This is a genomic window from Ruegeria sp. S84 (assembly GCF_056583445.1).
In genome coordinates, this window is sequence record NZ_CM152618.1 from 1,844,105 (window position 1) to 1,869,783 (window position 25,679).

Annotated in this window: 24 protein-coding genes; 15 read left to right on the plus strand and 9 right to left on the minus strand. The window is 58.1% G+C overall.

What is annotated here, in order from left to right:
• The first annotated feature begins 12 nt into the window (after positions 1-12).
• From AC1DFB_RS09300 to AC1DFB_RS09335, 8 genes are all read left to right on the plus strand, one after another.
• Positions 13-855, plus strand: a complete 843-nt coding sequence (locus tag AC1DFB_RS09300) for a TRAP transporter small permease subunit (protein ID WP_255612041.1) — start codon at positions 13-15, stop codon at positions 853-855.
• A complete protein-coding gene (locus tag AC1DFB_RS09305) occupies positions 855-2,477 on the plus strand; it encodes a TRAP transporter large permease (RefSeq protein WP_480922566.1) in 1,623 nt (540 codons plus the stop codon). The genes AC1DFB_RS09300 and AC1DFB_RS09305 overlap by 1 nt, the downstream gene beginning before the upstream one ends.
• Positions 2,478-2,487: 10 nt before the next feature.
• A complete protein-coding gene (locus AC1DFB_RS09310) occupies positions 2,488-3,438 on the plus strand; it encodes a phytanoyl-CoA dioxygenase family protein (protein ID WP_480922567.1) in 951 nt (316 codons plus the stop codon).
• A gap of 24 nt (positions 3,439-3,462) precedes the next feature.
• On the plus strand, positions 3,463-4,965 hold the full coding sequence (locus AC1DFB_RS09315) for a UxaA family hydrolase (protein WP_480922568.1): 1,503 nt from the start codon (positions 3,463-3,465) through the stop codon (positions 4,963-4,965).
• Positions 4,962-5,966, plus strand: coding sequence for a Gfo/Idh/MocA family protein (locus tag AC1DFB_RS09320; protein WP_170733458.1), 1,005 nt, complete (start codon positions 4,962-4,964; stop codon positions 5,964-5,966). Before AC1DFB_RS09315 ends, AC1DFB_RS09320 begins: the two co-directional genes overlap by 4 nt.
• Positions 5,967-6,105: 139 nt before the next feature.
• Positions 6,106-6,993 carry an NAD(P)-dependent oxidoreductase gene (locus tag AC1DFB_RS09325; RefSeq protein ID WP_480922569.1) on the plus strand — a complete coding sequence of 296 codons (888 nt, stop codon included), beginning with the start codon at positions 6,106-6,108 and terminating at the stop codon, positions 6,991-6,993.
• A gap of 3 nt (positions 6,994-6,996) precedes the next feature.
• Complete coding sequence (locus AC1DFB_RS09330; protein WP_480922570.1) at positions 6,997-7,878, plus strand: DMT family transporter; 882 nt, start codon at positions 6,997-6,999, stop codon at positions 7,876-7,878.
• A complete protein-coding gene (locus AC1DFB_RS09335; RefSeq protein WP_480922571.1) occupies positions 7,875-8,738 on the plus strand; it encodes a sugar kinase in 864 nt (287 codons plus the stop codon). The genes AC1DFB_RS09330 and AC1DFB_RS09335 overlap by 4 nt, the downstream gene beginning before the upstream one ends.
• Here AC1DFB_RS09335 and AC1DFB_RS09340 read toward each other — a convergent pair.
• Complete coding sequence (locus AC1DFB_RS09340) at positions 8,725-9,921, minus strand: mannitol dehydrogenase family protein (protein ID WP_480922572.1); 1,197 nt, start codon at positions 9,919-9,921, stop codon at positions 8,725-8,727. The two genes, AC1DFB_RS09335 and AC1DFB_RS09340, sit on opposite strands and share 14 nt — an antisense overlap.
• Complete coding sequence (uxaC, locus tag AC1DFB_RS09345; RefSeq protein WP_480922600.1) at positions 9,922-11,265, minus strand: glucuronate isomerase; 1,344 nt, start codon at positions 11,263-11,265, stop codon at positions 9,922-9,924.
• A gap of 123 nt (positions 11,266-11,388) precedes the next feature.
• Here uxaC and AC1DFB_RS09350 point away from each other — a divergent pair, with 123 nt between their 5' ends.
• The 7 genes from AC1DFB_RS09350 to AC1DFB_RS09380 all read left to right on the plus strand — a co-directional run bounded on the left by AC1DFB_RS09350 (position 11,389) and on the right by AC1DFB_RS09380 (position 18,152).
• The gene (locus AC1DFB_RS09350; protein WP_480922573.1) at positions 11,389-12,405 is read left to right on the plus strand and encodes a Gfo/Idh/MocA family protein; all 1,017 of its coding nucleotides are present in this window, start codon (positions 11,389-11,391) and stop codon (positions 12,403-12,405) included.
• Positions 12,402-13,403: a Gfo/Idh/MocA family protein gene (locus AC1DFB_RS09355; protein ID WP_480922574.1), complete on the plus strand. Its 1,002-nt coding sequence runs from the start codon at positions 12,402-12,404 to the stop codon at positions 13,401-13,403. Before AC1DFB_RS09350 ends, AC1DFB_RS09355 begins: the two co-directional genes overlap by 4 nt.
• Positions 13,400-14,452 carry a Gfo/Idh/MocA family protein gene (locus tag AC1DFB_RS09360; RefSeq protein WP_480922575.1) on the plus strand — a complete coding sequence of 351 codons (1,053 nt, stop codon included), beginning with the start codon at positions 13,400-13,402 and terminating at the stop codon, positions 14,450-14,452. Before AC1DFB_RS09355 ends, AC1DFB_RS09360 begins: the two co-directional genes overlap by 4 nt.
• On the plus strand, positions 14,449-15,630 hold the full coding sequence (uxuA, locus tag AC1DFB_RS09365) for a mannonate dehydratase (RefSeq protein ID WP_480922576.1): 1,182 nt from the start codon (positions 14,449-14,451) through the stop codon (positions 15,628-15,630). The genes AC1DFB_RS09360 and uxuA overlap by 4 nt, the downstream gene beginning before the upstream one ends.
• A gap of 224 nt (positions 15,631-15,854) precedes the next feature.
• Entirely contained in the window at positions 15,855-16,745 is an 891-nt protein-coding gene (locus tag AC1DFB_RS09370) for an NAD(P)-dependent oxidoreductase (RefSeq protein WP_480922577.1), read from the plus strand.
• 11 nt (positions 16,746-16,756) lie between these two features.
• Positions 16,757-17,620: a sugar phosphate isomerase/epimerase family protein gene (locus AC1DFB_RS09375; RefSeq protein ID WP_480922578.1), complete on the plus strand. Its 864-nt coding sequence runs from the start codon at positions 16,757-16,759 to the stop codon at positions 17,618-17,620.
• Between the two features lie 112 nt (positions 17,621-17,732).
• A complete protein-coding gene (locus tag AC1DFB_RS09380) occupies positions 17,733-18,152 on the plus strand; it encodes a secondary thiamine-phosphate synthase enzyme YjbQ (RefSeq protein ID WP_480922579.1) in 420 nt (139 codons plus the stop codon).
• Between the two features lie 30 nt (positions 18,153-18,182).
• On the opposite strand, the gene AC1DFB_RS09385 is transcribed toward AC1DFB_RS09380, so the two are convergent.
• From AC1DFB_RS09385 to AC1DFB_RS09415, 7 genes are all read right to left on the minus strand, one after another.
• Positions 18,183-18,953, minus strand: a complete 771-nt coding sequence (locus AC1DFB_RS09385; RefSeq protein ID WP_480922580.1) for an SDR family oxidoreductase — start codon at positions 18,951-18,953, stop codon at positions 18,183-18,185.
• A complete protein-coding gene (locus tag AC1DFB_RS09390) occupies positions 18,950-19,990 on the minus strand; it encodes a zinc-dependent alcohol dehydrogenase (protein ID WP_480922581.1) in 1,041 nt (346 codons plus the stop codon). Before AC1DFB_RS09390 ends, AC1DFB_RS09385 begins: the two co-directional genes overlap by 4 nt.
• Positions 19,987-21,087, minus strand: a complete 1,101-nt coding sequence (locus AC1DFB_RS09395) for a mandelate racemase/muconate lactonizing enzyme family protein (RefSeq protein WP_480613066.1) — start codon at positions 21,085-21,087, stop codon at positions 19,987-19,989. The genes AC1DFB_RS09390 and AC1DFB_RS09395 overlap by 4 nt, the downstream gene beginning before the upstream one ends.
• A complete protein-coding gene (locus AC1DFB_RS09400; RefSeq protein ID WP_170403549.1) occupies positions 21,087-22,082 on the minus strand; it encodes an ABC transporter permease in 996 nt (331 codons plus the stop codon). The genes AC1DFB_RS09395 and AC1DFB_RS09400 overlap by 1 nt, the downstream gene beginning before the upstream one ends.
• Positions 22,083-22,085: 3 nt before the next feature.
• Positions 22,086-23,063 (minus strand): ABC transporter permease, encoded by a 978-nt coding sequence (locus AC1DFB_RS09405; RefSeq protein WP_480922582.1) that lies wholly within the window; start codon positions 23,061-23,063, stop codon positions 22,086-22,088.
• Entirely contained in the window at positions 23,048-24,583 is a 1,536-nt protein-coding gene (locus tag AC1DFB_RS09410; protein WP_480453813.1) for a sugar ABC transporter ATP-binding protein, read from the minus strand. The genes AC1DFB_RS09405 and AC1DFB_RS09410 overlap by 16 nt, the downstream gene beginning before the upstream one ends.
• A gap of 67 nt (positions 24,584-24,650) precedes the next feature.
• Complete coding sequence (locus tag AC1DFB_RS09415) at positions 24,651-25,625, minus strand: ABC transporter substrate-binding protein (protein ID WP_170396129.1); 975 nt, start codon at positions 25,623-25,625, stop codon at positions 24,651-24,653.
• Positions 25,626-25,679 lie beyond the last annotated feature (54 nt).

Below are 25,679 nucleotides of genomic sequence, written 5' to 3' on the forward strand. Positions count from 1 at the left end.
GAGGGTTACGCGATGCACAAGAACTCAGGCGGACTAATTGAATGGCTCATACCGTTGGCCTTCGTCGCAACAGCCAGCTGGCTTGTTTGGCATCTTCCCGCATTCCTATTGGACTGGCTGCCTTACACCTCTGAATCCCTCAAAAGTCAGGTAACTGAAATATATCTGCGCAGCGACGTTACGCCCGAATTGTCTGGCGTATTCGGGGGGTATGTCGACATCATCGACATGGCCGCGCTCGTCCTCCTACCGTTTCTTGCAGTGATTGGTACCAAGACCGTGCGCCCGGCGACGATGGAGTTCGAAGGCTCGACGGTAATGGACCGTTTCGCCCTGTTCATAGGTCGAGTGACGATGATGATGATCGCAATCATGACTGTCGTCATGCTCTACGAAGTCTTCATGCGCTACATACTGGAGAAGCCGACCGAGTGGGCGAACGAAATGACACTCTGGTTCGCCAGTTTTGTGTTCTTGATGTCTGGCTACTACGCCATGCAGCAACGCAGTCACATTCGAATATTCCTGATGTACGACGCAGTTCCACGTTGGCTTCAGCGCGTTTTTGATACGGTTTCGACTATACTGATCGTGCTATTTGCCTTCTTTCTTGTCTACGGCAGCTACAAACAGGTGTTCGTCAATAAGCTCTACAAATGGGAGCTTTATGGCTCTGCCTTCAATCCTCCGATCCCGGCGACGTTGCAGCCGATGGTGCTGATCGTGATTACGCTCGTCGCAATGCAAGCAATTTTGAACTTGGTCGCGGATTGGAACAAAGAACCGGAAATCCACACAGATGAACCGGACGAAGACGAAATTGAAATGATCAAACGGGCGGTGGGACAAGACTGATGGACATTGGAACAATCTCACTCATCCTGATGGTCGCCCTGATTGTGCTTCTGGCGATCGGGATGCCCTTGGGTCTGGCCTCGGCTTCGCTTGCGGTTCTGGTTCTTGTGCTCAAGTTCGAACCGACACTGCTTTTAAACCCGTTTTCATTCGGCGACGGGATTCTCACCGGTCGGCCAGGGACTGGGCCGCTCTATATCCTGGCGCAGAAGATATACGGGCTCTTAACGGACTACGTGCTCATATCCGTGCCATTGTTTATCTTCATGGCGTCGCTGCTAGAGCGGTCCGGGATCGCGCGCGACATGTATTCGTCGCTGAATGTCTGGCTGTCCAGAACACGCGGCGGCATCGCGATCGTGACTTCGATCATGGCGGTGATCATGGCAGCCATGTCCGGCATCATCGGCGGTGAGGTTGTCCTGCTGGGCCTTATCGCTCTGCCCCAGATGCTGCGCCTGGGCTACGATCAGAATCTCGCGATCGGCGTCATCTGCGCCTCTGGGTCGCTGGGCACCATGATCCCTCCTTCGATCGTTCTGATCATCTACGGGCTGATCACCGAAACCTCGATCAAGTCACTGTTCACCGCGTCTTTCATTCCCGGCTTCATGCTGGCCTCGATGATCATCCTGTACATCATCATCCGCACGCGGTTGAATCCTCATCACGCTCCGCTGCCGGAACCGGACCCGAACGACCCCGAACCAGCCGAGAAACGCAAACTGTTTGGTGCCTTCATGAGCATCGTCGTCGCCGGATTTTCCACCGTTCTGTTTATCCGAGCCGCGTTTTTCGAGCTGTCAGGCTCCAACGCTGCCAGCCAGGGCGAACCAGCGCGATTGGGGACAGCTGACTACCTGCCCTGGTTTGCCGGCATCACGATCGTCGCCGTTCTGCTGATTTTCTTCGTCTTTGGCAGACAACGCTCAAAAATCGGTTGGGAAATGGGCAAGGGTCTCGTCGCGCCGCTGGTTGTAATCGGCGTCGTGCTCGGCTCGATCTATGGCGGGATCACAGGCATCACTGAGGCTGCAGGCATGGGCGCCTTCGCCGTCCTGATCATCGCCATCCTACGGGGCGAAGGGTCGTTCGAGCTGGTTTGGGACAGCTTGATGCGGACACTAAAATCCACAGGCACCATCATCTGGGTTACGATCGGGGCCGCCGCGCTGGCGGGTGCCTACACCATTGCTGGAGGGCCCCAATATGTGGCCGACCTGATCGTCGGCCAGGAGCTGCCAACCATGTTGGTCATTCTGGTAATGATGCTGATCTTGCTGTTCATGGGCGCATTCATGGATTGGGTCGGCATCGTACTGTTGATCATTCCGGTCTTTCTGCCGATCGTCCTGCGCCTTCCCATCGAGGAAATCGGAGTCTTTGGCCAGTTGGAGCCGAGTCATGTCGCCATCTGGTTCGGCGTCGTGTTCTGTATGAACATGCAGGTCAGCTTCCTCTCGCCCCCTTTCGGCCCGGCCGCGTTCTACCTGAAGTCAGTGGCCCCGCCGCATATCAGCCTAACGGATATCTTCCGCGGCTTCCTGCCATTCATCGGGATCCAGTTGCTGGCGCTTTCCGTTCTTCTGATTTGGCCGGGCATCATCGCGCTGCTGTTGTGAGGTTGCACCCATGCTGACACAAGATCAGATTGGCAAGTTCCAGACCGATGGATACCTCGTGGTTGAGGATGTAATTCCCGGCGATGTCCTGGGTCGGGTGCAAGCGGAATACTCGGATGTCCTGAACCGGCTCTATGACTGTTGGTACGGAAAAGGGCTGGTCAAGAACGAGCCGTCCGGAATGACCTTCTGGGACAAACTTCTGTCCGCCTATCAGGCCGGATGCGACTATTTCCAGCCGCTGGACATCTCGCTGCCCGGCGATCGGATCATGGCGGACACACCGTTCCATATTGGGCCCGCAGTGTTCGACTTGCTGACGGCCCGTCCCATGCTTGACATCGTCGAGCAGCTGATCGGGCCAGAGTTGGTGAGCAATCCAATCCAGCACGTTCGGCTGAAGCCACCTGCCCTGAAGCTGTCCAAGGACGAGGTGCGCGCGCACATCACCGCAACGGACTGGCATCAGGACCGAGCGGTTGCGCTGGAGGATGCTGATCAGACCGACATGGTCACGGTTTGGATTGCCGTCAACGATGCAACGGTTGAAAACGGCTGCCTGCAAGTGCTGCCAATGGCACAAGACCAATCTATCCTGCCACATTGTGCCCGGACGCAGACAGGCATTGCCGACGGGTTCATTGATGAAGGCCGCGCCGTGCCCCTTCCTGTCAAGGCCGGCGGGATCATCCTGTTTCACCCTTTGACGCCACACGCTTCGCTGATCAATAAAACGGACCGGTTCCGCTGGTCGTTCGACATCCGCTTTAGCGCGGCAGGTCAGCCGACCGGTCGAGATCATTTCCCCAGCTTCATCGCGAGGTCCAGATCGCGCCCCGAAACCGAGCTGCGAGATTGGCGCGTCTGCAAGTCCAATTGGGAGGCGGCGCGAGCAAGACTGTCCGGCAAGCCGCATATAGATATTCACCGGTGGACATCGGACTCACCGTTCTGCGCCTAGCTGCTGCCGCCAGGAAAGCTGATTATGACTTTTGTACGTTTAGATCGAACGGATAGCGTGGTGGTTGCAACTCGGCACCTGGAGGCCGGCAGTATGGTCGAGGATGTCACGACCAATGCGCGCATCCTTTCGGGGCACAAGGTCGCCACGCGGAATCTTGCACTCGGCGATCCGGTCAGAAAGTACGCCCAGATCATCGGCTACGCCACCCAACCGATCGAACCCGGCGACCATGTGCACACCCACAATGTCGAGTTCCGCAACACCAGCGTGAACTACGAGTTTGCGACGGATCACAGACCCACGAAACCCGCCAACTCGGTCGATACGTTTATGGGCTACCACCGGGATAGCGGTCGGGTCGGCACGCGCAACTACATCGCGGTTCTGACCACCGTGAACTGTTCGGCAACTGCGGCCCGCATGATCGCCAATCACTTCACGCCGGACAAGCTGGCCGAGTTTCCGAACGTCGACGGCGTGGTGGCCTTTGTCCACGGAACGGGCTGCGGAATGGCCGATTCCGGCGACGGTTTTGAAGCCCTTCAACGGGTCATGTGGGGGTTTGCAAAACACCCCAACCACGCTGCCGTTCTGATGGTCGGTCTAGGCTGCGAGATGAACCAGATCGACTGGCTGCTGGACGCGTATGGGCTGAAGCAAAGTCCCACCTTCCAGACGATGAACATCCAGAACGTCGCCGGATTGCGTCGGACCGTGGAAATGGGCATCAACAAGATCAAAAAGATGCTTCCCATTGCCAATGAGGCGAGGCGCAGCGAAGCCCCGGCGTCCGAACTGATGGTTGCGCTGCAATGCGGTGGCTCGGACGCTTGGTCCGGCGTGACCGCGAACCCGGCGCTCGGACATGCCTGCGACCTGTTGGTTGCGCAAGGCGGCACAGGTGTCCTTGCGGAAACACCCGAAATTTACGGAGCCGAACACCTTTTGACCCGCCGCGCCCTTAGTCGCACAACTGGGGAAAAACTGATCGGACTGATCGATTGGTGGCAGGACTATACCGCTCGCAATCACGGTTCGATGGACAACAACCCAAGCCCCGGCAACAAGCAAGGGGGTCTGACGACCATCCTAGAGAAGTCGCTGGGGGCAGCGGCGAAGGGCGGCACCACCCCTTTGACCGGTGTATTCAAATACGCCGAACCCATCACCGCCAAAGGCTTCACCTTCATGGACAGCCCCGGATATGACCCGGCCTCGGTGACCGGGCAGATCGCGGCTGGGTGCAACCTTGTGTGCTTCACCACGGGACGCGGCTCTGCATTTGGGTCCAAACCGGCACCCACGCTGAAAATCGCTACCAACTCTGAATTGGCAGCACGCATGCCCGAAGACATGGACGTGGATGCGGGCGACATTCTGACCAAAGGCGCCAGCGTCGAAGAAAAAGGACAGGAAATATACCGACGGCTGCTCCAAGTCGCCTCTGGCGCGCGGACCAAGTCCGAGGCGCAGGGCTTGGGTGACTACGAATTTGTTCCCTGGCAAATCGGAGCGGTGATGTGAAACGGATCCTTGTAGCCGGCGGCGGATTGATCGGTATCCGCCACGTCCGCGCCGTGATTGAGCATCCCGGCTGCATGTTGGTCGGGTTGGCCGATCCAGATGGCTCGATCCAGATCGACGCGCCGCGTTTTGCCAGTATGGACGAGGTGCAGGACCCGGTAGATGGCGTCATTATCGCGACGCCAACCCGACTGCATGCCGAACATGGCATTCTGGCCGCATCCCGCGGTTGGCACATGCTGATCGAAAAGCCGGTTGCAGCATCGGTCGATGACGCCCTGCGCCTGAAGACGGCCGTTCGCCAGGCCAATGTCCGCAGTCTTGTAGGCCACCATCGGCGGTATCATACAATCTTGCAACACCTGAAGGAGGTGATCGCGCAAGGTACGATCGGACAAGTCATCAATGTCTCGTTGCTGTGGGCCATGCGTAAACCCGACAGCTATTTTGAACAGAACTGGCGGACTTCCGATGGCAGCCCAGTCATGATCAATCTGGTGCATGATATCGATGTCCTGCGCTTTGTGATCGGAGAAATCTCGGATGTCGTCGCCCTGCCCGGAGCGCCCATCCGCGGATCGGATAGGATAGAAAGCGGGGCTGTCGCGATCGCATTCGAAAACGGCGCGACGGGCACTATCAGCTTTGCCGATACCGCACCCAGCCCCTGGGGGTTTGAGGCCGGAACCGGCGAAAACCCGAACATCGGCACGACCCATCAGGACATGATCTGGATCACGGGAACCAGTGGCGCTGTGAGTTTTCCTTCCATGACCCTGTGGCGCGGACAGGATTGGGGCACTGCGGCCCAAAAAGACCAACTTACACGACCGGAACAACAACGCGCACCGCTGGAGGTGCAGCTGGATCACTTCCTTGACGTGATCGATGGCGCTCCTCCACTGATTGACGTCGAGGATGCAGCCCGAACGCTCGAGGTCACATCACGGATTGAACAGGGGCTAAAGGCGCGAACGACTCGAGCGCGGGCGCCGGCCTGATGGACATGCGGCCCGGCCAAATGCCGGACCACCCAAAAACCAATGATTATCCACCGGGCAATATGAGCATAAAAAAAGCAAAGCCGCCCGCAACAAACACAAGAATAAAAACCAGACACATTCACGGAAAGGGAAACCAATGAGCAAACCATCAATCGGGTTTATCGGCTTGGGATTAATGGGCGGAGCCATGGTGAGCCGACTGTTGGACCAAGGATATTCGGTCGCTGTATTGGGAAACCGCGACCGCACGTACCTGGACGCCGCGATTGACCGAGGCGCCCGCGAGATGCGAAACGCCCAAGAACTGGCTCAGGCCAGCGACATCGTGATGCTGTGCATGGGCACCTCCGAACAGGTCAAGAGCCGAATGCACGGTGCAGATGGAGTGATTGCGGGATTGAAGTCCGGCGCGATTGTCATCGACTTTGGCACCTCGCTTCCTGGCAGCACACGCGCCTTGGCCGAGGAGGTTGCCGCAGCCGACGGAAGCTATCTTGATGCACCGCTTGGCCGGACACCTTCACACGCGCTAGAAGGCAAGCTCAACATTATGACGTCTGGCGACAAGGCTGCCTTTGACAAGGCCGAGCCGACACTGAAAGATTTGGGCGAAAACGTTTTTTACCTTGGCCCCGTTGGGTCCGGGCACACGATCAAGCTGATCAACAACTTCTTCGGAATGACCGTTGCGAACGCGATGGCCGAAGCCTTTGCCATGGCTGACATCACCGGTGTTGACCGCAAGCAGCTGTATGATGTGATGGCCGCAGGGCCGCTGCATTCCGGAATGATGGATTTCGTCAAAGCCTATGGCGTTGAGAGCGACCCAAATCAGCTGGCCTTTGCCATCAAGAACGCGGCAAAAGACCTCGGGTATTATGACCGAATGGCGCGCGAGGCGGGCGTTACCAGCGTGATGTCGCAGGGCGCGCTTTCGGCGCTGAATGACGCCCGCGACCACGGTCAGGCGGATGACATGGTAAGCCAGATGGTTGACTACTACGTTAAGCGTTTCAACACTTGATCGATGGCCGTCTCCGCCAACCCCACCGCTGACCTGCCGCGCCTTGGCATTGTGCTGATGTTGATGGCGTGGCTGTTCTTTTCGTTGGTTGACCTTGGGGCCAAGTGGTTGGCGTTGGCCGGAGTGCCGGCATTTCAGTTGGCGTTCATGCGCTATGCGGGGCACTTCGTGATCTCAGTGGGCGTGATCGCCAAGGGCGGGATAGAGGCCGGTCGGTTCAAGACTGACCATCCATGGCAGGTGATAAGCCGGGCCTTGCTGCTGATCTCGGCGACCGTTTTCAATTTTTATGCCCTACGGTTTTTGCCACTGACCGTTGTGTCGGCAATCATGTTCTCAAGCCCGGTCATCGTGTGCTTTCTGTCCGTCTTTGTATTGAAAGAAAGCGTGGGCCCATGGCGTTGGGCGGCTATCATCCTGGGCTTTCTGGGGGTGTTGGTTGTCGTACGGCCGTTTGGTTCGGCCTTTCATCCGACCATGCTGCTGATCGTATATAATGCCACCGCTTTGGCCATGTACTCGATCATGACGCGCAGGCTGTCCGGGGTCGTTGCCGTGGACACTATGCAATTCTACCTCGGGCTTACTGGTACGGTGGTCCTGTTGCCGTTCGCCATCTGGTTTTGGGTCCAGCCAGAAAACACGTGGAGCCTGATTGTACTGATCGGCCTTGGTGTGTTTGGCTGGTGCGGGCATCAGCTGCTGACGAACGCGCATCGGTTTGGAACGGCGAACCAGTTGATGCCATTCACCTATTCGTTCCTAATCTACGTGGCAATCTGGGGTTATCTGTTCTTTGACACAGTACCGGACGCATTCACGTTGGCGGGGGCTGCGCTGATCATGGCTGCCGGTCTCATCATCTGGAAAAGAGAAAAGAAATGACGCGAATTGCCTGCATCGGCGAAGCAATGATCGAATTGTCCATGCTGGAAACCGGCGCAAAGGTGGGCGTCGCGGGGGATACGCTGAACACGGCCATCTACATGCACCGTGCCGCGCCTGACCTGCAGGTGGAGTATGTGACATGTCTAGGCGACGACCCGTTCTCAAGGCGTATCGTGGACTTCATCGCCAGTCATGGCATCGGAACATCAGGCATCCGTATCATTCCGGACGCCTCTCCGGGACTATACGCGATCACGACATCTGCGGACGGTGAACGTAGCTTTACCTATTGGCGCAGCGAGGCAGCCGCCCGTCAGCTTTTTGCCGATCACGACTTCAGCCCGCTGAACGGTTACGACGTGCTGTACTTGTCAGGGATTTCCGTGGCCATTCTTCCGCATGCAGTCAGGCTTGCGCTTCTGGACTGGCTCGAAGGCTCTTCCGTCCGGTTGGTATATGACAGCAACTTTCGTCCGCGTCTTTGGGACAGCGTCCAACACGCTCGGCAGATTAACCAACGGCTTTGGCAACGTGCAGACATTGCCCTGCCGTCCATTGACGACGAGATGGCATTGTTCGGTGAAAGGGCGGACCAGGTGGCTGCACGCTTTGCCGATCATCACGGTGTCGGTGCGTTGAAACGCGGAGAGAATGGCCCTTTGTCCATCGGTCAGAACACTGACCAAACCTATGAACCTGCCAAAAACGTGCTGGATACGACAGCGGCGGGCGACAGTTTCAACGGTGGGTACCTCGCGGCCTTGCTGATGGGGAAATCACAGGCCGACGCCCTGATGGCTGGACACAATTTGGCTTCCACCGTTGTTCAATTCCGCGGCGCGATCATTCCCGGATAAGTGGCGCGAGATCCTCAGCGCCAACGAGACCCAAAAGCGGCGCTACCGGGTCCGGCTGCTTGACGGCCTTGGCAATTTCCGACGCGCAAGGATCGTTCAGCGCCCTGCCCTTTGCGATCTCGGACATGCAATAGGAGATCCAGGCCCGCATCCCTGCAATCACCGCCTGAGAGCCGGTCTCACGGAGTGTGGGAACAAACCGATACGGCAGCTTCTGGCTGCCATCCATCGCGATTTGGTCCAGACGATGCGCCAGCTCGGGGTTTTCAAAGCGGCGCAACAAAGCCTCGGCATAATCCGGAACCTGTGCTTGCAGTGCAGCGGGCAGCGTTGCGCCCGCATCCTTCATCAACTCAGAAACCAGCGGGCGCAAAACCGGGTCTCGAACCGCTTCGTGGACGTAGGTCATGCCCCGCTCCAACCCGGCATAAGCCAACAGGGAATGGGCACCGTTCAACATGCGCAGCTTTCGCATCTCGTGCGGGGCTACGTCATCGACCAGTTGCACTCCCGGCCAATCCGGGTGCGGACCGGAGAAACTGTCTTCGATCACCCACTCCGAGAACGCCTCGGTCGGAACAGCCATAGGATCGCCGCTGATTGCGCGAACGGCGTCCGTGGTAGCCGGGGTGATCCGGTCGACCATCGCGTTGGGAAAGCGAACGGAGTCCCAATTCACGTCCAGACCGGCTGCTTCCGCAAAATCGGCGACTGCCGTTTCGAGCGTCTTGCCGTTTTCCATGCGATTGTCACAACTTAGTACCGTTACTGGCTTGCGCCGTTCCGCAAGGCCATAAGCTAAAAACCCGATCAGTGTCGCAGGCCCTTGCCCTGCCAGATCGGCGGCAATCGCCGGATCCTGAAGGTTCAGCTTGCCCGCGGCGTCCAAGTGATAACCTTTCTCGGTAACGGTTGCCGAAATGATCTCGGCATCCGCCATCACATCGAATATCTCTGCGCGATCCTTGGGCGCGACCAGAACTTCCCGCAGAGCTTTGATGCGCTTGACGCCCTGCCCCTGTACGCACAAATCGTACTCGAAACCCTGTCGGGCCAATCCATCCCGAACCGAGGATGAACGCAGGCTGACGCCGACAACGTCCCATTCGCCCGCTTGATCGGTGTAATCCAGCAAATGCGCCCGGGCAAAGTTTCCAAGGCCGAAATGAAGAATTGTACCCATTTACCTTTGCAACCCGTAAACTTGTTTCGCCAGATCGACCGCCAGCAATCGCGCCAGATGCTCGGCACTGTCCCGATCGAAATAGCCGCGCGCAACCTGCTCGGCCAGATGAATCGCCACACCCCTTCGCCACAGGTCGTGACGTGCAGGAATGGACAGGAAAGCCCGCGTGTCGTCATTGAATCCGGCCAGATTGTAATATCCGGCCGTTTCAACGACCTGATCGAAATACCGCGCAATCCCGGCTGGGCTGTCGTGGAACCACCAAGGCGGCCCGATCCTAAGGCACGGCCAATGTCCCGCCATCGGGGCCAATTCACGGGCATAGGTGCTTTCGTCCAATGTGAAAAGTATGATGCGCAGTTCCGCCGAGTTGCCGACCCGGTTCAACAGCGCCTCAAGGCCCGTGACCCAATCCATCGCGATTGGAATGTCGGCCCCCTTGTCCCGTCCGAAGTCCCGCAGTACCGCGTGGTTCGTGTTGCGCTTGCTGCCAGCATGTATCTGCATTGTCAGACCATCATCGACAGACATCTGCGCCATTTCGATCAGCATATGCCCATAGAACCGGCGAGCATCCTGTTCGATACCTTCCCGCCGTCTCAGCCGCTGGTACAGCGCATCCGGGTCGTCCAGCCACTCGGTCTGTACGCGCTCGATACCGTGGTCGGTGGCAGTACATCCCAGCTGGATGAAGTAAGCTCGCCGCATTCGCAGCGCGTTGAGGTAGCCATCATAGCTGCCCAGATCGCAGTCTGTCAGCTCGGCCAGCTTGTTCAGGTTCTGTTCGAACTCCGGGTCCGCCCCATCCAAAACCCCGTCTGGGCGGAACGTCGGAACAACCCGCCCGCCCCAACCACTTGTACGAATCTCCCGATGCTCCGCGAGGCAGTCGAGAGCAGAATCCGTGGTGGCCAGAACCTCGATCCCAAACCTGTCGAACAAAGCCCTCGGACGAAATTCGGGTCGCGCCAGCTTTATTGAGATCTCATCATAAATCAGGTCTGCCGTGCGCGAGGACAACTCCTCAGACACGCCCAGCGTTTCGTGCAGCACGTAGTTCATCCAAATTCGGGATGGCGTTCCCAGAAACAAAGGCCAGTGCTCGGCAAAGGTGCGAAAAACGGCGCGAGGATCCTTCTTTCGCCCCTCTTCTCCAACGCCGAGTTCCGACAAGGGAACGCCCTGCGAATAGAGCATACGGAACACGTAGTGGTCGGGAACCACCAGCAGCTCTGCCGGGTTGGGAAACGGCGCATCGGTTGCAAACCACCCCGGATCGCAGTGACCATGCGGAGAAACGATCGGCAGGTCCTTGATGCCCAGGTACAAGTCTTCTGCCATGCCATTCAAATTACCAGTCAATTCTGCCTCCGATACTGCTGCCCGCAATTGTTAACACAGTTTTTAATGGTTGCATCTTTCCCGTTCGAAACCGCAGACTAACCGGGTGATCTGGGGGAATGAATGAATATTGCGCTGATTGGTTTGGGGATGGTTTCGGGCACGCATGTCGCTGCAATTCGGGCATCGGATCGAGGCCTCAATCTTGCCGGCGTCCTCGGGCGAAACCCTGAAAAAGCAGCTGAGTTCGCGCAGCGAAACGACACCCGCGCATTCAGCTCGGTCGTGGAAATCGCAAACGACCCAAACGTCGACTTTGCGATCATCGCAACCCCGCCCGATCAGCGCGCAGAGTCGGTGCGGGTTCTTTCGACCGCTTCGAAACCTATACTGATGGAAAAGCCCATCGAGAGGACGTTGGGCGCCGCAACAGCCATCGTCGAGCAGTGCGAGGTCTCTGGTGTGCCGCTGGGCATCGTCTTTCAGCACCGCGCCCGCGCCGCCTCGCGTGCGCTGAAATCGGCCATTGAACAGGGTGAGCTGGGAGCGATCGCCACGGTGGAGATCCGTGTCCCTTGGTGGCGCGATCAGAGCTACTATGACGAGCCCGGTCGCGGCACTTATGCGCGCGACGGAGGCGGTGTCATGATCTCGCAGGCAATCCACACGCTTGACCTTGCGATGTGGCTGCTGGGGCCGATCTCGGACATTCAAGCCATGATGAGAAAAACTCCGTTACACGATCTCGAGGCCGAGGATTGGGCAGGTGCAGTCTTTGAAACTGATAGCGGCGCAATGGGTACTTTGATGGCGACTACTGCCGAATTTCCGGGGGCTGCAGAGTCCATCACCATCCAGGGCACGCGCGCCAAAGCGCATCTGGAGTCAGGAGTCCTGACCTTGACTACATTCGATGGTCGGAAATCCAAGGTTGGCGAAACGTCCGCCACAGGCGGAGGGGCCGATCCCATGGCGTTCACCCATGCGTGGCACCAGGCGGTCATCGAGGATTTCGCCAAGGCCGTTGCCGGTGGAACGCAGCCGATGGCCACCGGACGCAGTGCCCTTTTGACCCACGCCGTCATAGATGCGATGCAGATCGCCGATCGGACCGGCCAGAAAACACGAGTTGCCTCATGAGCCTGACCTGCGTCGCCCTTGGTCTGGACCACCGCCATATCTATGGCATGACGAAAAACATGCGCAAAATCGGCGTGGACTGCGTTGGCTATTGGACACAAGGCGATCCGGAAACGCTGGCGGGCTACGTTAGAAGGTTTCCCGATATTCCGCGGCTGGCCCGACCTGAAGACGCCCTAACCAGTGGGGCGGATCTGGCGCTGATTTCGGCAATACCGGCAGATAGGGCCGCGTTGACGATCCGCGCCATGCAAAACGGCATGGATGTCATGAGCGACAAGCCGGGCTGCACGACGTTCGAGCAACTCGACCAGATCAAGCGAGCGGTCGCCGACACCGGTCGAATCTGGTCGGTGAATTTTTCCGAACGATTTGAAACGCCCGTCAGCACCCGGGCGACCGAGTTGGTCGAGTCCGGTGCCATCGGGCGCGTGATCCAGACGGTTGGGCTTGGCCCGCACCGATTGAACCGGGCAACCCGGCCGGATTGGTTTTTTCAGCGTGACCGCTATGGCGGCATTCTGACCGACATCGCCTCGCATCAAATCGAACAGTTCTTGCATTACACAGGTTCGAAAACCGCAGAAATCACGAACGCTTACGTGGCGAACTACGCAAACCCCAACGATCCCGGATTGCAGGATTTCGGAGAGCTCAATCTGCGCAGCGAGAATGGCACTGGGTACATCCGAGTTGACTGGTTCACGCCGGATGCCTTGCCAAACTGGGGGGATGGTCGTCTGACGATCCTCGGAACCGAAGGATATATCGAGTTGCGGAAATACGTCGATGTGGGTGGGGCCTCAGGGACAGACCATCTGATCCTCGTCAATGGTGAAACCTGCCAAAAGATCGACGCAGCCGACGCCGGCCTTCCCTACTTCGCGCGCCTGGCCGATGACATCCGCAACCGGACCGAAACCGCGATGACACAGACCCACTGCTTTACGGTCATGGAACTGGCACTGCACGCGCAGGAAATGGCGGAACGCAGATGATCAACGTTGCGATCCTTGGCGCAGGTATCGGTGCGCAACATCTGGACGCTCTGGGACGGCTTGACCGCACCTTTCGCGTAGCCGCCGTGGTCGACCAGAATACGGACCGGATCGAACAGATACGGCAGAACTCGGATTTTCGAGCACTAACCAACGTTCAGGACGCTCTTGATGATCCGGCGATTGATGTCATCGACATCTGCCTGCCGCCCCATCTGCATGTACCGACCACCCTTGCAGCACTGGCCGCAGGAAAACACGTTGTCTGCGAAAAGCCTCTTGCGACCTCGATGCAAGATGTGGATCGGATCACGGCAGCCACACGCAGCGCAGGCAAGCAGGTGTTTCCGGTGTTTCAATACCGGTGGGGCCCGTCACTTGCCCAATTGCGCCACTTGCAATGCGCAGGCCTGACCGGAGCGGTCCAAACTGCCGCGCTTGAGACCCATTGGTCCCGAGGGGCAGACTATTACGCGGTGCCGTGGCGGGGAACATGGGCTGGTGAACGTGGCGGCGCAGTGCTGGGCCATGCCATCCACAACCATGATCTGCTGACTCATATCGCAGGTGATATCGCCTGGGTGTCTGCGATGGCCACAACGCGGGTAAACCCGATCGAGACCGAAGACTGCGCCGCGATCTGCTTTGGCATGACTTCCGGAGCTTTGTGCACAAGCAATATCACCTTGGGCGCCGCCACGGACGAAACCCGCCTGCGGCTCGTCTTTGAAAAGGTGACCGCCACCTCTGGCACCGAACCCTATGCCCCGGGTCAAACGCCCTGGACATTCGTCGCGCGGGACCCTGTGAATCAAGCCGCTATCGACGAGGCCCTTGCAGCCGCCACTGACGAGCCAATAGGTTTCGAAGGGTTCTTTACCGAAGTCGGCAGGGCGCTGCGGTCCGAGGCAAATTCGGCCGTTACACTGCAGGACGGTGTTGCGTCCATCGGCCTTGTGACGGCGATTTATCACGCGGCGCGCACGGGTCAGCGCGTTGCTCTTCCCATCAGGCCCGATCACCCGCTGTATGAAGGATGGCTGCCATGAAACAATGCTGGCGTTGGTTCGGACCCGATGATCCGATCGCCCTGGCCGCTCTCCATCAAGTCGGGGTTCAGGGCATCGTCACCGCGCTGCATCACATCCCGCCGGGACAGCCCTGGGACGAACCAAGCATCGCCGATCGGCAGGCAGTTCTGGCTACTGCCGGGTACAGTTGGGACGTTGTCGAAAGCCTGCCCGTCTCCGAGGCGATCAAAACACAGTCCGCAGACATGGCTGAACATCTGCAGGCGTATAAGTCCAGCCTCAGGGCCCTGTCCGCCCGTGGCATCAAAGTCGTTTGCTACAACTTCATGCCAATCCTGGATTGGACGCGCACCGCCCTTCGCGCCCCGCAGCCGCACGGCGGAACGGCCATGCTGTTCGACCTGACCGATTTTGCTGTTTTCGACATACATATTCTCAAGCGACCGGGCGCGTCCGAAGACTATTCCAGCGACGTCCAGCAAACGGCCAAGGATCGCTTCTTGCGCATGTCGGATAAATCCATGGCCCAGTTGCAGCATAATGTCACTGCAGGGTTGCCCGGCGCCAACGATCAGTGGAGCGTGCAGGACGTGCGCGCTTTGTTGCAGACCTATGCTCATATAGATCGTGACCGGCTTCGCGCAAACCTGATCGACTTCCTGTCAGAGGTCGCCCCAGTCGCCCAAGAACTGGAACTACGCTTGTGCTGTCATCCGGATGATCCGCCGTTCTCGTTGCTTGGTCTGCCGCGGATCATGTCCAGCACCGATGACTACGGCGTCGTTTTGGATGCGGTTGATTTGTTGGCGAACGGCGCAACGTTGTGTACCGGATCGCTGGGAGTTTCCCCCGAATTTGATGGGCCGGACTTCGTGCGCAGGCATGGCGACCGAATTCACTTTGTCCATCTGCGGAATACCCAACGCATCGCCGGGTCAGACAGCCAGAAGCCGGACTTCTTTGAGGCCTCGCATCTGGAGGGCGACACCGACATGGTCGGCACAATTCGCGAACTGATGAACGAACAGCGCCGCCGCAAATCCCAAGGGCGTCGCGACTGGCAAATTCCGATGCGGCCCGACCACGGACAAGAACTGCTGAGCGATCTGGGCGGACACAGTACTCCCGGCTATCCGTTGATCGGGCGTATGCGCGGGCTTGCGGAACTGCGCGGCATCATGGCGGCGTTCTCGTAACGCGTCGGATCAGGCGGTTTCTTTTCGCCCGCAACACTTCTATGCTTGCCTGAGCGCCGCATTCTTCGTTTAATTGCTATACGTAAACGGGCAGCGGGGTGTCTTCCGGACTCGCCCGACGTCTGTACAAGACGCGTGAAACTCCCGCGAAAACCGATGCGATTGGGCATCATTTTTCGAAACGTCTGCCATACGGCAATGGCGAAATATCGGGAGGAGTCTAAATGAAAACTGCAGGCGTAATAGGTCTTGGCGACATGGGCAGCGGCCTTGCCAAGAACCTGATCAAGAATGGCTTTGAAACATCAGGTTTCGACCTGAGCGAGACGCGCATGACGGCATTTGCTGACATGGGCGGCCAGCCCAAGGACAGCGTGGGACAGGTCGGTCGACACGCCGCCAGTGTGTTTGTCATGGTAATGAACGGAGATCAGGCCCGCGATGTCATTCTGGGTGAAAACGGGCTGGTTGCGAACATGGCCAAAGGCGGAACGGTCATCCTGTCGGCGACCATTACCCCGGCCGAAGCCCGCGCCATCGGGCAGGATATGGAAGGCTCGGGGATTAACTTAATCGACACGCCGGTCTCAGGTGGGTTTCCCGGCGCGCAGAACGGCACATTGACGATGATGGCTGCCGGTGCTGCGGATGTGCTGGACCGAAATGCCGAAGTCATGCAGGCAGTGTCTGCAACAATTCATCGAGTCGGAGAAAACGCTGGCGACGGGCAAACCGTGAAAGCCTGCCTGCAATCCCTGATCGGATCGATCTTTTCCGCCACATTCGAGGCTGCAGCCCTGGCGGCCAAAGCCGGTGTCAGCGGTCAGGCATTACTTGATGTGTTCTCCTCATCCAGCGCGGGGTGCGGCGTCGTGAATTCCGCCCTTGAAAACATCATTGATCGCAAGTTCGAGGCCACCGGCAGCCATATCGCAACCATGCACAAGGACCTGACGATCTCGCTAGCACTGGCCGGTGCGTTGGGCGTTCCAATGCACACAGCATCATCAGCTATGCAGATCTTTCACGCAGGAAAAACCAAATACCCGAATGGTGACAACTGGGTGTGTACTCGCGTCATCGAAGAAATCGTTGACGCAGAATTGCATCGCTGAGGGGTCCGGACATGAAATTGGGTGTAATTTGCGACGGCATTTCCCGCGATCTGCGGCATGCCGTGGACGTGATGGACGAGTTCGGCCTGGACTATGCAGAGCTTCAATTCGTTGGCGATGCGGAGGTCGGGGATCATTCCCCGCAGCAAATTGCCGAGATCGACGCGCTTTTGCGCGACCGGGGCAAGCCTGTGTCATGTCTGTCGCGCCATATCTTTGCGGGGATGACAGCTGCCAATAGGCCCGGCGACGACCTCCACACTCGGCATATGGACGCCTTGAAACGCGTAATCGACATGGCGCATGTTGTTGGGTCTCCGCTGGTTCGGATCATGACCCAACGAAAAGAGCAGATACTGTGGGGAAAAAACGGCGCCGAGAAGTGGAACGTAGCGCATGGGGTATGGGACTCGATGCCGCCGCTGATCGCGCCGGCGGTTGAACTGGCAAGAGCTGAGGGCGTGACGCTTGTCGTGGAAACCGGAAACGGCACGCTGGTCAATTCCAACTATACAGCCCGCAAGCTGATTGACGAGTTGGACGCAAAAGACTCTTTGAAAGTGCTGTGGGACCCCGGAAACAACTGCTGGTGCCATGAACTGGCATATCCGGACGGTTATGAAGAACTGCGCGGCGGCTATCTGGGTCACATTCACATCAAGGACGTAAAGGTCGACACGCCGCGGGCAACGCTGGAAGTGCGCCGCATGGGGGAAGGTCAGCTTGCGCCTTTGTTCCAACCCATCGCGGACGCGCTTAGATCCGACGGCTATGATGGCGTCATTTCTTTCGAAAGCGTTTATCACCCCGGCAACGGGAATTTCGAAGATGGTTTTCGTCTGTGTGTGGACCAGTTCAAAAGCCTGTTTGCATAAAAATATAGTCAATATGCGTTCAAAATCAAAAGCTTGACCCCCATTGCTGAATGCCAAGTGAGATGTAGAAAGCTGGGCGCGCTCGCGTGAAATCAAGGAAAGGGCCTGCTGGATGAAGCAAGAGTTTTTTGACCTGTCCATTGAAACGCCGGGCAAATCCCTCATAGACATCAGCGGGATCGTGCAGCGTGCGGTGTCCGAACACGAATTTGTCTCGGGCCTGTTGACCCTTTGGTGCGTCCACACCGGTGCCGCGCTATTGGTGCAGGCCAATGCCGATCCCGATGTGCTCAAGGATATCGAGACGTTCTTCGAGAAACTCGTACCCAAGTCACCAGGCAAGTATCACCACCGCCCGACCGAGGACGACAACGCTCCATCGCATCTGCGGGCGCTGTTGACGAAAACTCAGGTATCGATCCCGGTCGAACAGGGGCAGCTTCCGCTGGGTCGCGTACAAAGCCTGTACCTGTTCGAACATCGGGAAGCACCCAAGGCACGCCGATTGAAGGTGCACTACATCGGGACGTGATGCCTTGGATCACATGGAGCGTTGGCAGTGCTAACGCCCCATCCAGCCCCCGTCGACTACAAGGATTTCACCGTTGACGAAGTCCGACGCAGCAGAGGCCAGAAAGACCACCGGTCCGGCAAAATCAACAGGCGTACCCCAACGGCCTTGGGGTGTTCGTTCCAGGATCGACTTCGACCGGACCGGATCATCCCGCAGGGCTTGGGTGTTGTCGGTCGCGATGTAGCCAGGCGCGATCGCATTCACGTTTACGCCCTGCCCGGCCCATTCGTTGGCCAAGGCTTTGGTCAGCTGTCCAATCCCGCCTTTCGAGGCCGCATAGCCCGGAACGGTGATGCCACCCTGAAATGTCAGCAGCGATGCAGTGAAGATGATCTTCCCCGAGCCGCGCGCCAGCATGTCCTTGCCGATCTCGCGTGACAGAACGAACTGCGAGGACAGGTTCACCTCCATCACTTCGTCCCACCAGTCGTCCGGGTGTTCGGCGGCGGGTTTGCGTTTGATCGTGCCGGCATTGTTGATAAGTATATCAGGGGCTTGTCCGTCGGCCCTCAACTGATCAATGAACCCATGCAGCGCGGCGCGATCCGAGAAGTCACATTGGTAGGCCCGGAAATTGCGTCCCATCGCCGTCACGGCTTTTTCGACATCCGAGCCAGACAGCTCGAGCGAGGCGGACACTCCGATGATATTGGCTCCGGCCGATGCCAATGCTTCGGCCATACCGCGCCCGATACCGCGTTTGCACCCGGTCACAAGGGCCGTCTTTCCCGTCAGGTCGAAACTTTGCAAAACACTCATGAACGCGGTCCTACTTCGATCAGGCTTTTCATTGCGGTTGGGCTGCGATCCAGTGCTTCGAACGCGGCCTGGATGTCTGCCAGAGGGCTGACGTCCGTGATCACAACATCCGCGTCCACTCCGCCCGAGGCGACAACTGCAATGGCTTTCTCGTAATCCTCTGGCTCATAGACCCGAGCACCGATCAGTCGCAGCTCTCGCCAGAAGAACTGGAACAGGTCGATCTGGGGCTTTTGAGCATGGATCGCGACCATTACGATCCGGGCCCGAGTCGCGGCAACGGCGGTCATTGCATCGACACCGGGCTGCGTTCCTGACACCTCGAAAACCACATCTGCCCCTTTGTCGCCCGTGCGCGCGTTGATTGTGGAAACCAGATCGGTTTCGATTGGGTCGATCGTGTCAAAGCCAAGTTTTTCAGCAATCGCAAGACGGTTCGGATTCACTTCGGAAATCACGACATTTCCACCCGCGTCCCGCGCAACCATGGCAACCAGGATGCCAATCGGGCCGCCGCCGATAACGACAACGTCCTCTCCAGGTTGCAGGTCAGACAGCCGCACATCGTGGCAGGCAACGGCAACCGGCTCGATCAGCGCCGCGTGATCCATGCGCAAGTCATCCGGCAGAACGTGCAACGTGTGGGCCGGAACAGTCCAGATCTCTTGCATCGCGCCATCGGTGTCGAGGCCGAGAAACTTGAGATTCTGACAGATATGCTGATGCCCCCGCTTGCAAGCTGGGCATTCTCCGCAGTGATCAAGCGGTCGGACAACGACCTTCTGGCCGGGTTCGACCGTATCGACGCCCTCGCCCACCGCTTCGACCACACCTGACATCTCATGCCCAATAACCCGGTTCAGGCCGACGCGGGCATCCATGTTGCCGTGGTAGACGTGCATATCCGTCCCACAAATCCCACAATAGGCAACACGAATGGCAGCCTCGCCGGGACCCGGATCTGTCGCTTGGGCTTGCTCTACTGCAAAGCTCTTATCGCCCCTGTAGTATGCGGCAGTGATCGTCTGGGTCGTCATCTATGCATCTCCTTGTGTTCCGCATTCAATTTGTCCCAGTCGAATTCCACTCCGGTTCCCGGGGTATCCGGGGCCACGGCCAGACAGTCTTCGACAACTAGTGGACGGGTCGTGTACTGGTCTATCGGGAATGAGTGTACTTCTAGCCAGCCTGCGTTGGGTTGCGCAGAAACAAGGCTGACGTGCAGCTCCTGCATCCCATGACTGCAAACCGGAATGCCGTGCTGTGCGCTTAGCGCGGCCACGCGCAGCCAGCCGGTGATTCCACCGCAGTTTGAGGCATCGGGCTGGATAAAACTCAGTTTCGCGTCATCAAAGGCGTATTCAAATTCGTGTATGGTGTGCAGGTTTTCACCCATGGCAAGGGGAACGCCCGTCGCTTCGACAATTCGGCCATAACCTTTGTAGTCGTCTGGAATTGTCGGTTCCTCGAACCACAGGATATCGCAGTCGGCGAACCCTCTGGCAGCGACGATGGCCTGTTCGACACTCATAGAGTAATTCGCATCGACCATGAAGAACCGGTCCGGCCCCAGCATCTCGCGCACCGCCCGGGCACGTGCAAGATCGTCGGCCAGGTCTGGTTGACCGACCTTGATCTTGACTGCGTTGAACCCACGCGCAAGGTACCCTTCGGTCTGACGCAGCAGTTTCTCCAACGAGAAATTCAGGTCGATCCCGCCGGCATAGGCCTTGCACCTTTTCGACGCTCCACCGGCCATCTGCCACAAAGGCGCATTCTGCGTTCTGCCGCGAATATCCCACAGTGCAATATCTACGGCCGAGATGGCAAACGAGGCGATCCCGCCCCGTGCGACGTAGTGCACGTGCCACTGCATGGTATCGTACAGGCTTTCGATCTGTTCGGCGTCTTGTCCAACAAGGAACGGTGCCAGGTCATGCTGGATCATCGCCAAGATGGCATGGCCACCCTTGCCCCCGGTATAGGTATACCCGACCCCCTCGACCCCATCCGAGGTTTGAATGGTGACAGTGATCAATTGAAAAAACGTGTGATCCCCATGTTTGGCATCGACTAGGACTTCGGCGAGCGGAACGTTGAACAGCCGCGCTGATACACTTTCTATGCGATTCATTAACCTAAGACCTTCTGCTGCCTGGCAATAACCCGAGACTGTAGAAGGATGACCGCAAATAGAAAGCCTCCACGTATGACCATTTGCCAATAGGCACTGAAACTGATGGTGCCCTGACCGTTTTCAAAGTTTAGAACGTTGAAGACCAGCCCCAGCAACAGCGCTCCGGCGACCGTCGCAGGGATCGATCCCATCCCACCCGTCAATAAAGTTCCGCCCACCACGACGGACGCGATGGCCGATAATTCCCATCCGATGCCTTCAAGGGGTTGCCCAGCTCCAAAACCCGAGGCCAGAAAGACTCCGGCCAGCCCCGCACAGCCACCCGACAGCAGGTAGACGAAAGCCTTGGCGCGATTGACCTTCAGACCCATGAGGTTCGAGGCATCCTCGCTGCCACCGATCGCCAAGACGGTCCGCCCGATGGTTGTTCTTTCCAGCACCAGCCAAAGTGCCAGAGTCAGTCCGGCCACGATGACGATCGCCCATGGAAACAGGCCAAACGCCTGCCCCATGCCAAGCTTGGTGAAGTTCGACCCCCAATCGACCGAAATTGTCTGGGCGCCCGAAATCACCAATGCGCCGCCTTTTGCGGCCAGCATGGTGGCCAGCGTGGCGATGAAGGGCGGGATCCGAAGGATGATTATGCAAAAGGCGTTGATCGCCCCGAAACCAACCCCGGCAAGAACGGCCCCCGGCAACGCAACCTGAATCCCATACGGGCTGAGATAGGCCGCAACAACCGAGGTAAAGGCCGCCACTGATCCGACCGACAGATCAATCCCGCCGGTCATGATCACAAAACACATGCCCAGCGCAATCGCGATGAACATCGCGTTGTAATTCAGGAAAGACGAGAAATTGTAGGCGCTGCCAAAGTTGTCATAGCGCATCAGCCCGAACAGAATCAAAGCCAGCAGTGCGATCCACACCGTCACCGAGGCCGAATTACGTCGAAGGTATTTTCGCAGGTCAAAAGCCGTTTCATCCAACATCGATTAAGCCCTCCGAAACTGCTGGACCCAAACGGCCAGAATAATGATGACGGCTTTGGCGATCAGTGCAACTTCGTCCTCTACCCCGTTGGCCAACAATGTATATTTGACCAACTGGATGATGACGGCACCCAGTATGGCACCAAAGATCGGCGCTCGCCCGCCTTGCAAAAGAGCCCCGCCAACAACCGCGGCCGCGATGGCATCAAGCTCCATCAGATTGCCGTTGCGCGCGGCGTCCGAGGCCGAGTTGATTGCAACCACGATCAAACCGGCTAGGCCCGCAAGCACCGCGCAGATGACATAGGCCCCGATCTTGACCCGTCGGACGGGACCACCCGACAGATAGGCCGCGCGTTCATTGCCCCCTATGGCCAGCAGGTAACGGCCCCATGTGGTTCTGCTGATCACCCAAAACAGCACACAGGCAATGGCCAGCGCCAGCCAGCCCTGGAACGGCAAACCAAGCACTTTACCAGTTCCAAGATAACTGAATGAAGGGTTTGAAAACGTCTGCAGGTTCCCGTTCGTCAAAACCTGGGCAATACCGCGACCAGAGATAAACAGAATGAGCGTCGCAACGATGGGCTGCACGTTCAACACGGCAACCATCACGCCGTTGAATACCCCGCATAGCCCCGCAATGAACAGCGGCAGGACAATGGCCAAAGTGACGCCTAGCATCGGATTAGCGGCGCCCAGATCCGACAGAAAGATCAGCGGAGCAAGCGCCCCCGCCAGCGCCATGACCGCCCCAACCGACAGATCGATCCCACCCGTGGCGATTACCAGCGTCATCCCCATGGCCACGATGGCGATCGTAGCGACCTGGCTGATATTTACGAACAGGGTTTGCAGTTGCAGGAAATTAGGTGTGAAAAACGCGTTGAATACTAATAGGGCGACCAACGCGGCGATGCCGCCGTGAAAGCGGAAGGGCATTGATGCGACCCGTTGCGGCAACTTCATTGCGCGGTCCATGAACCAGTTCCTTCTTCATGATGCGCAAGCGCGCGCACCAGTATGTTCTCGGTGACCCCGGGGTTGGTCAGTTCCTTGACCGAGCGTCCCTCGTGCATGACAACGATGCGGTCAGCGCCTTCCACCAGTTCTTCGAATTCCGAACTAATGAGGACGACACCAAACCCCTTCTCGACATAAGACCGAATGAACGATTGGATCTCTCGCTTGGCGCCAACATCCACGCCTCGGGTCGGCTCGTCGAGTATCAGGATGTCGGGCTGCGTCGCCAGCCAACGGGCAAGCAACACCTTTTGCTGGTTGCCGCCGGACAATTCGCGAATGGGCTGGTCCATATGCGCCGCCTTGATGCCCAGATCGTCGATAAAGGCCTGAACGATCTCGCGCTCGCGGGCAAAGTCGATTTGACCACGGCTGGCCAGTTTCGGCAGCAGGGCCAGCGTCATGTTCTCGCGCACGGACATGTCTGGAATGATCCCTTCGGCCTTGCGATCTTCGGTCAGAAAGCCGACGCCGTTTGCGATCGCGTCACCCGGTCCGGACGGTTGACCGACCGTGCCATGCAACTCGATTGCGCCGCTGCGTTTCCCGTCCACTCCGAACAAAGCGCGCGCCGCCTCGGTCCGGCCAGAGCCCAGCAATCCGCCCAACCCGACGATTTCCCCTCGGTGGAGCGTGAGGTCGAAATGCGTCAGCCGCGGGCCTGTTGAAACAGAGTCCGCCCGCAAAACGATATCGCCTTTCTTGGCCTTAGCACCTGCGAAGTCCGTCAAACCGTCTGCCGCGATCTCATCCTTGTTGCGGCCCAGCATGTCCGCGATCATTTCCAGTTTGGTCGTGTCCTGGACGTTACGCGTGCTGACGGTGCGCCCATCTCGCATCGTTGTGACTCGATCGCATATTTGGAACAGCTCATCGAGGAAATGCGAAACATAAAGAACAGACACGCCCTGTTTCTTCAACTCGCGCACAACACCGAACAGCACCTCGACTTCGCTGGCATCCAGCGACGACGTAGGTTCATCCATGATGACAAGTTTCGCATCCAGCGATACAGCCCGCGCAATTGCAACCAACTGCTGGATCGCTGTCGAGAAATTTCCTAACGGCTCGGTCACGTCGATATCTATGCCAAAGCGCGTAAGCACCTCGCGTGCGCGCCTGTTGCCCTCGCGCCAGTCGACCAGAAAGCCGAGACGTTTGGGCTCGTACCCCATGATGATGTTCTCGGTCACTGACCGCAGCGGTACCAGGTTGAGCTCTTGATAGATGGTGGCAATTCCGGATTCCTGCGCTTCGCGCGGAGTGGAAATGCGGCTTGGCACACCCGCCAGATGAACGTCGCCGGCATCCCGATCGTAAACTCCGGTCAGAACCTTGATCATCGTCGATTTGCCCGCACCGTTCTGGCCGATCAGCGCATGAACCTCGCCGGGCGCGATTTCCAGGTTGGCCTGGCTAAGTGCCGGCACGCCGGCAAAGGACTTTTCAATTCCCGACATCGAGACGAGCGCATTCATGAGATGTCTTCCTCCGATTGCTTGCAGGCGGCGCCGACCACAGGCCAGCACCACCCACCAGGGAGAATCAATAGGCTTCGTCGATGTGATCGGCCGCATTGTCCTTGGTAAAGATGCGATCTTCGACTTTCACCCATTCCGGGATCGCCTCGCCAGCTGCGTATTTTTTCATGACTTCACAAGCCAGAGGGCCGAAGAAGGGTGAGCTTTCCACCGTCACCCCCATCTTGCCATCTATAATAGCCTGAAGTGCATCGCGTGTCCCGTCGATCGAAACGATGGTCACGTCCTCGCCGGGCTTGCGGCCGGCCAGTTCCAGAGCCTGGATCGCACCGATCGCCATCTCGTCATTGTGGGCGTAGACCACGTTCACATCGGGGTGCGCCTGCAGCAGGGTTTCCATCACCTGACGACCCAGGTCGCGCGCAAAGTCACCGGTCTGAGAAGCCACGATCTCAAAGCGGTCATCCGCTGCAATCGCGTCGTCGAAACCTTTTTTGCGGTCATTTGCAGGTGAAGAACCAGTCGTGCCTTCCAACTGGACGATGACGCCATTGTCGCCGTCGAAATTCTCCATCAGCCACTGTGCGGCCCGGTTGCCCTGATCAATAAAATCCGACCCAAGGAACGCCACAAAATGCTCGCCCGGCTTGGCAACGGCCGGATCAACCGAGCGGTCCACCAAAAAGGTCGGGATTCCCGCTGCACGGGCCTTCATAACGGCTGGGATCAACGGCTTTTCTTCCCGCGGGGGCAGGAACAGAACGTCGATGCCTTGGGCGATCATGCTGTCCACATCCGCAACCTGCTTGGCCGCAGATCCGGCCGCATCCGTCGCGATCAGATCCCAGCCACAGGCCTCGGCTGTGTCATGGAAAGATTTCGTTTCGGCAATGCGCCACGGGTTGTTCGATTCCATCTGCGCAAAGCCGACCTTGTAGCGATCCTTCTGCTCAAGCGGTGGCAGATCCTGCGCGATCACCGTGGTGCCCAACAGCGCACCCGCGACAACCGTCGAGATCAAAAGAGTTCTGCGTTTCATGGTTATTCCTCCTCCATTGGTGCGGTCGCCTCCGTTTTGACCGCGAGTTCTCAG

Coding starts and splice junctions, on each gene's coding strand:
- AC1DFB_RS09300 (WP_255612041.1), top strand. CDS start 13: ATGCACAAGAACTCAGGCGGACTAATTGAATGGCTCATACCGTTGGCC.
- AC1DFB_RS09305 (WP_480922566.1), top strand. CDS start 855: ATGGACATTGGAACAATCTCACTCATCCTGATGGTCGCCCTGATTGTG.
- AC1DFB_RS09310 (WP_480922567.1), top strand. CDS start 2,488: ATGCTGACACAAGATCAGATTGGCAAGTTCCAGACCGATGGATACCTC.
- AC1DFB_RS09315 (WP_480922568.1), top strand. CDS start 3,463: ATGACTTTTGTACGTTTAGATCGAACGGATAGCGTGGTGGTTGCAACT.
- AC1DFB_RS09325 (WP_480922569.1), top strand. CDS start 6,106: ATGAGCAAACCATCAATCGGGTTTATCGGCTTGGGATTAATGGGCGGA.
- AC1DFB_RS09330 (WP_480922570.1), top strand. CDS start 6,997: ATGGCCGTCTCCGCCAACCCCACCGCTGACCTGCCGCGCCTTGGCATT.
- AC1DFB_RS09335 (WP_480922571.1), top strand. CDS start 7,875: ATGACGCGAATTGCCTGCATCGGCGAAGCAATGATCGAATTGTCCATG.
- AC1DFB_RS09340 (WP_480922572.1), bottom strand. CDS start 9,921: ATGGGTACAATTCTTCATTTCGGCCTTGGAAACTTTGCCCGGGCGCAT.
- uxaC (WP_480922600.1), bottom strand. CDS start 11,265: ATGGCAGAAGACTTGTACCTGGGCATCAAGGACCTGCCGATCGTTTCT.
- AC1DFB_RS09350 (WP_480922573.1), top strand. CDS start 11,389: ATGAATATTGCGCTGATTGGTTTGGGGATGGTTTCGGGCACGCATGTC.
- AC1DFB_RS09355 (WP_480922574.1), top strand. CDS start 12,402: ATGAGCCTGACCTGCGTCGCCCTTGGTCTGGACCACCGCCATATCTAT.
- AC1DFB_RS09360 (WP_480922575.1), top strand. CDS start 13,400: ATGATCAACGTTGCGATCCTTGGCGCAGGTATCGGTGCGCAACATCTG.
- uxuA (WP_480922576.1), top strand. CDS start 14,449: ATGAAACAATGCTGGCGTTGGTTCGGACCCGATGATCCGATCGCCCTG.
- AC1DFB_RS09370 (WP_480922577.1), top strand. CDS start 15,855: ATGAAAACTGCAGGCGTAATAGGTCTTGGCGACATGGGCAGCGGCCTT.
- AC1DFB_RS09375 (WP_480922578.1), top strand. CDS start 16,757: ATGAAATTGGGTGTAATTTGCGACGGCATTTCCCGCGATCTGCGGCAT.
- AC1DFB_RS09380 (WP_480922579.1), top strand. CDS start 17,733: ATGAAGCAAGAGTTTTTTGACCTGTCCATTGAAACGCCGGGCAAATCC.
- AC1DFB_RS09385 (WP_480922580.1), bottom strand. CDS start 18,953: ATGAGTGTTTTGCAAAGTTTCGACCTGACGGGAAAGACGGCCCTTGTG.
- AC1DFB_RS09390 (WP_480922581.1), bottom strand. CDS start 19,990: ATGACGACCCAGACGATCACTGCCGCATACTACAGGGGCGATAAGAGC.
- AC1DFB_RS09395 (WP_480613066.1), bottom strand. CDS start 21,087: ATGAATCGCATAGAAAGTGTATCAGCGCGGCTGTTCAACGTTCCGCTC.
- AC1DFB_RS09400 (WP_170403549.1), bottom strand. CDS start 22,082: ATGTTGGATGAAACGGCTTTTGACCTGCGAAAATACCTTCGACGTAAT.
- AC1DFB_RS09405 (WP_480922582.1), bottom strand. CDS start 23,063: ATGGACCGCGCAATGAAGTTGCCGCAACGGGTCGCATCAATGCCCTTC.
- AC1DFB_RS09410 (WP_480453813.1), bottom strand. CDS start 24,583: ATGAATGCGCTCGTCTCGATGTCGGGAATTGAAAAGTCCTTTGCCGGC.
- AC1DFB_RS09415 (WP_170396129.1), bottom strand. CDS start 25,625: ATGAAACGCAGAACTCTTTTGATCTCGACGGTTGTCGCGGGTGCGCTG.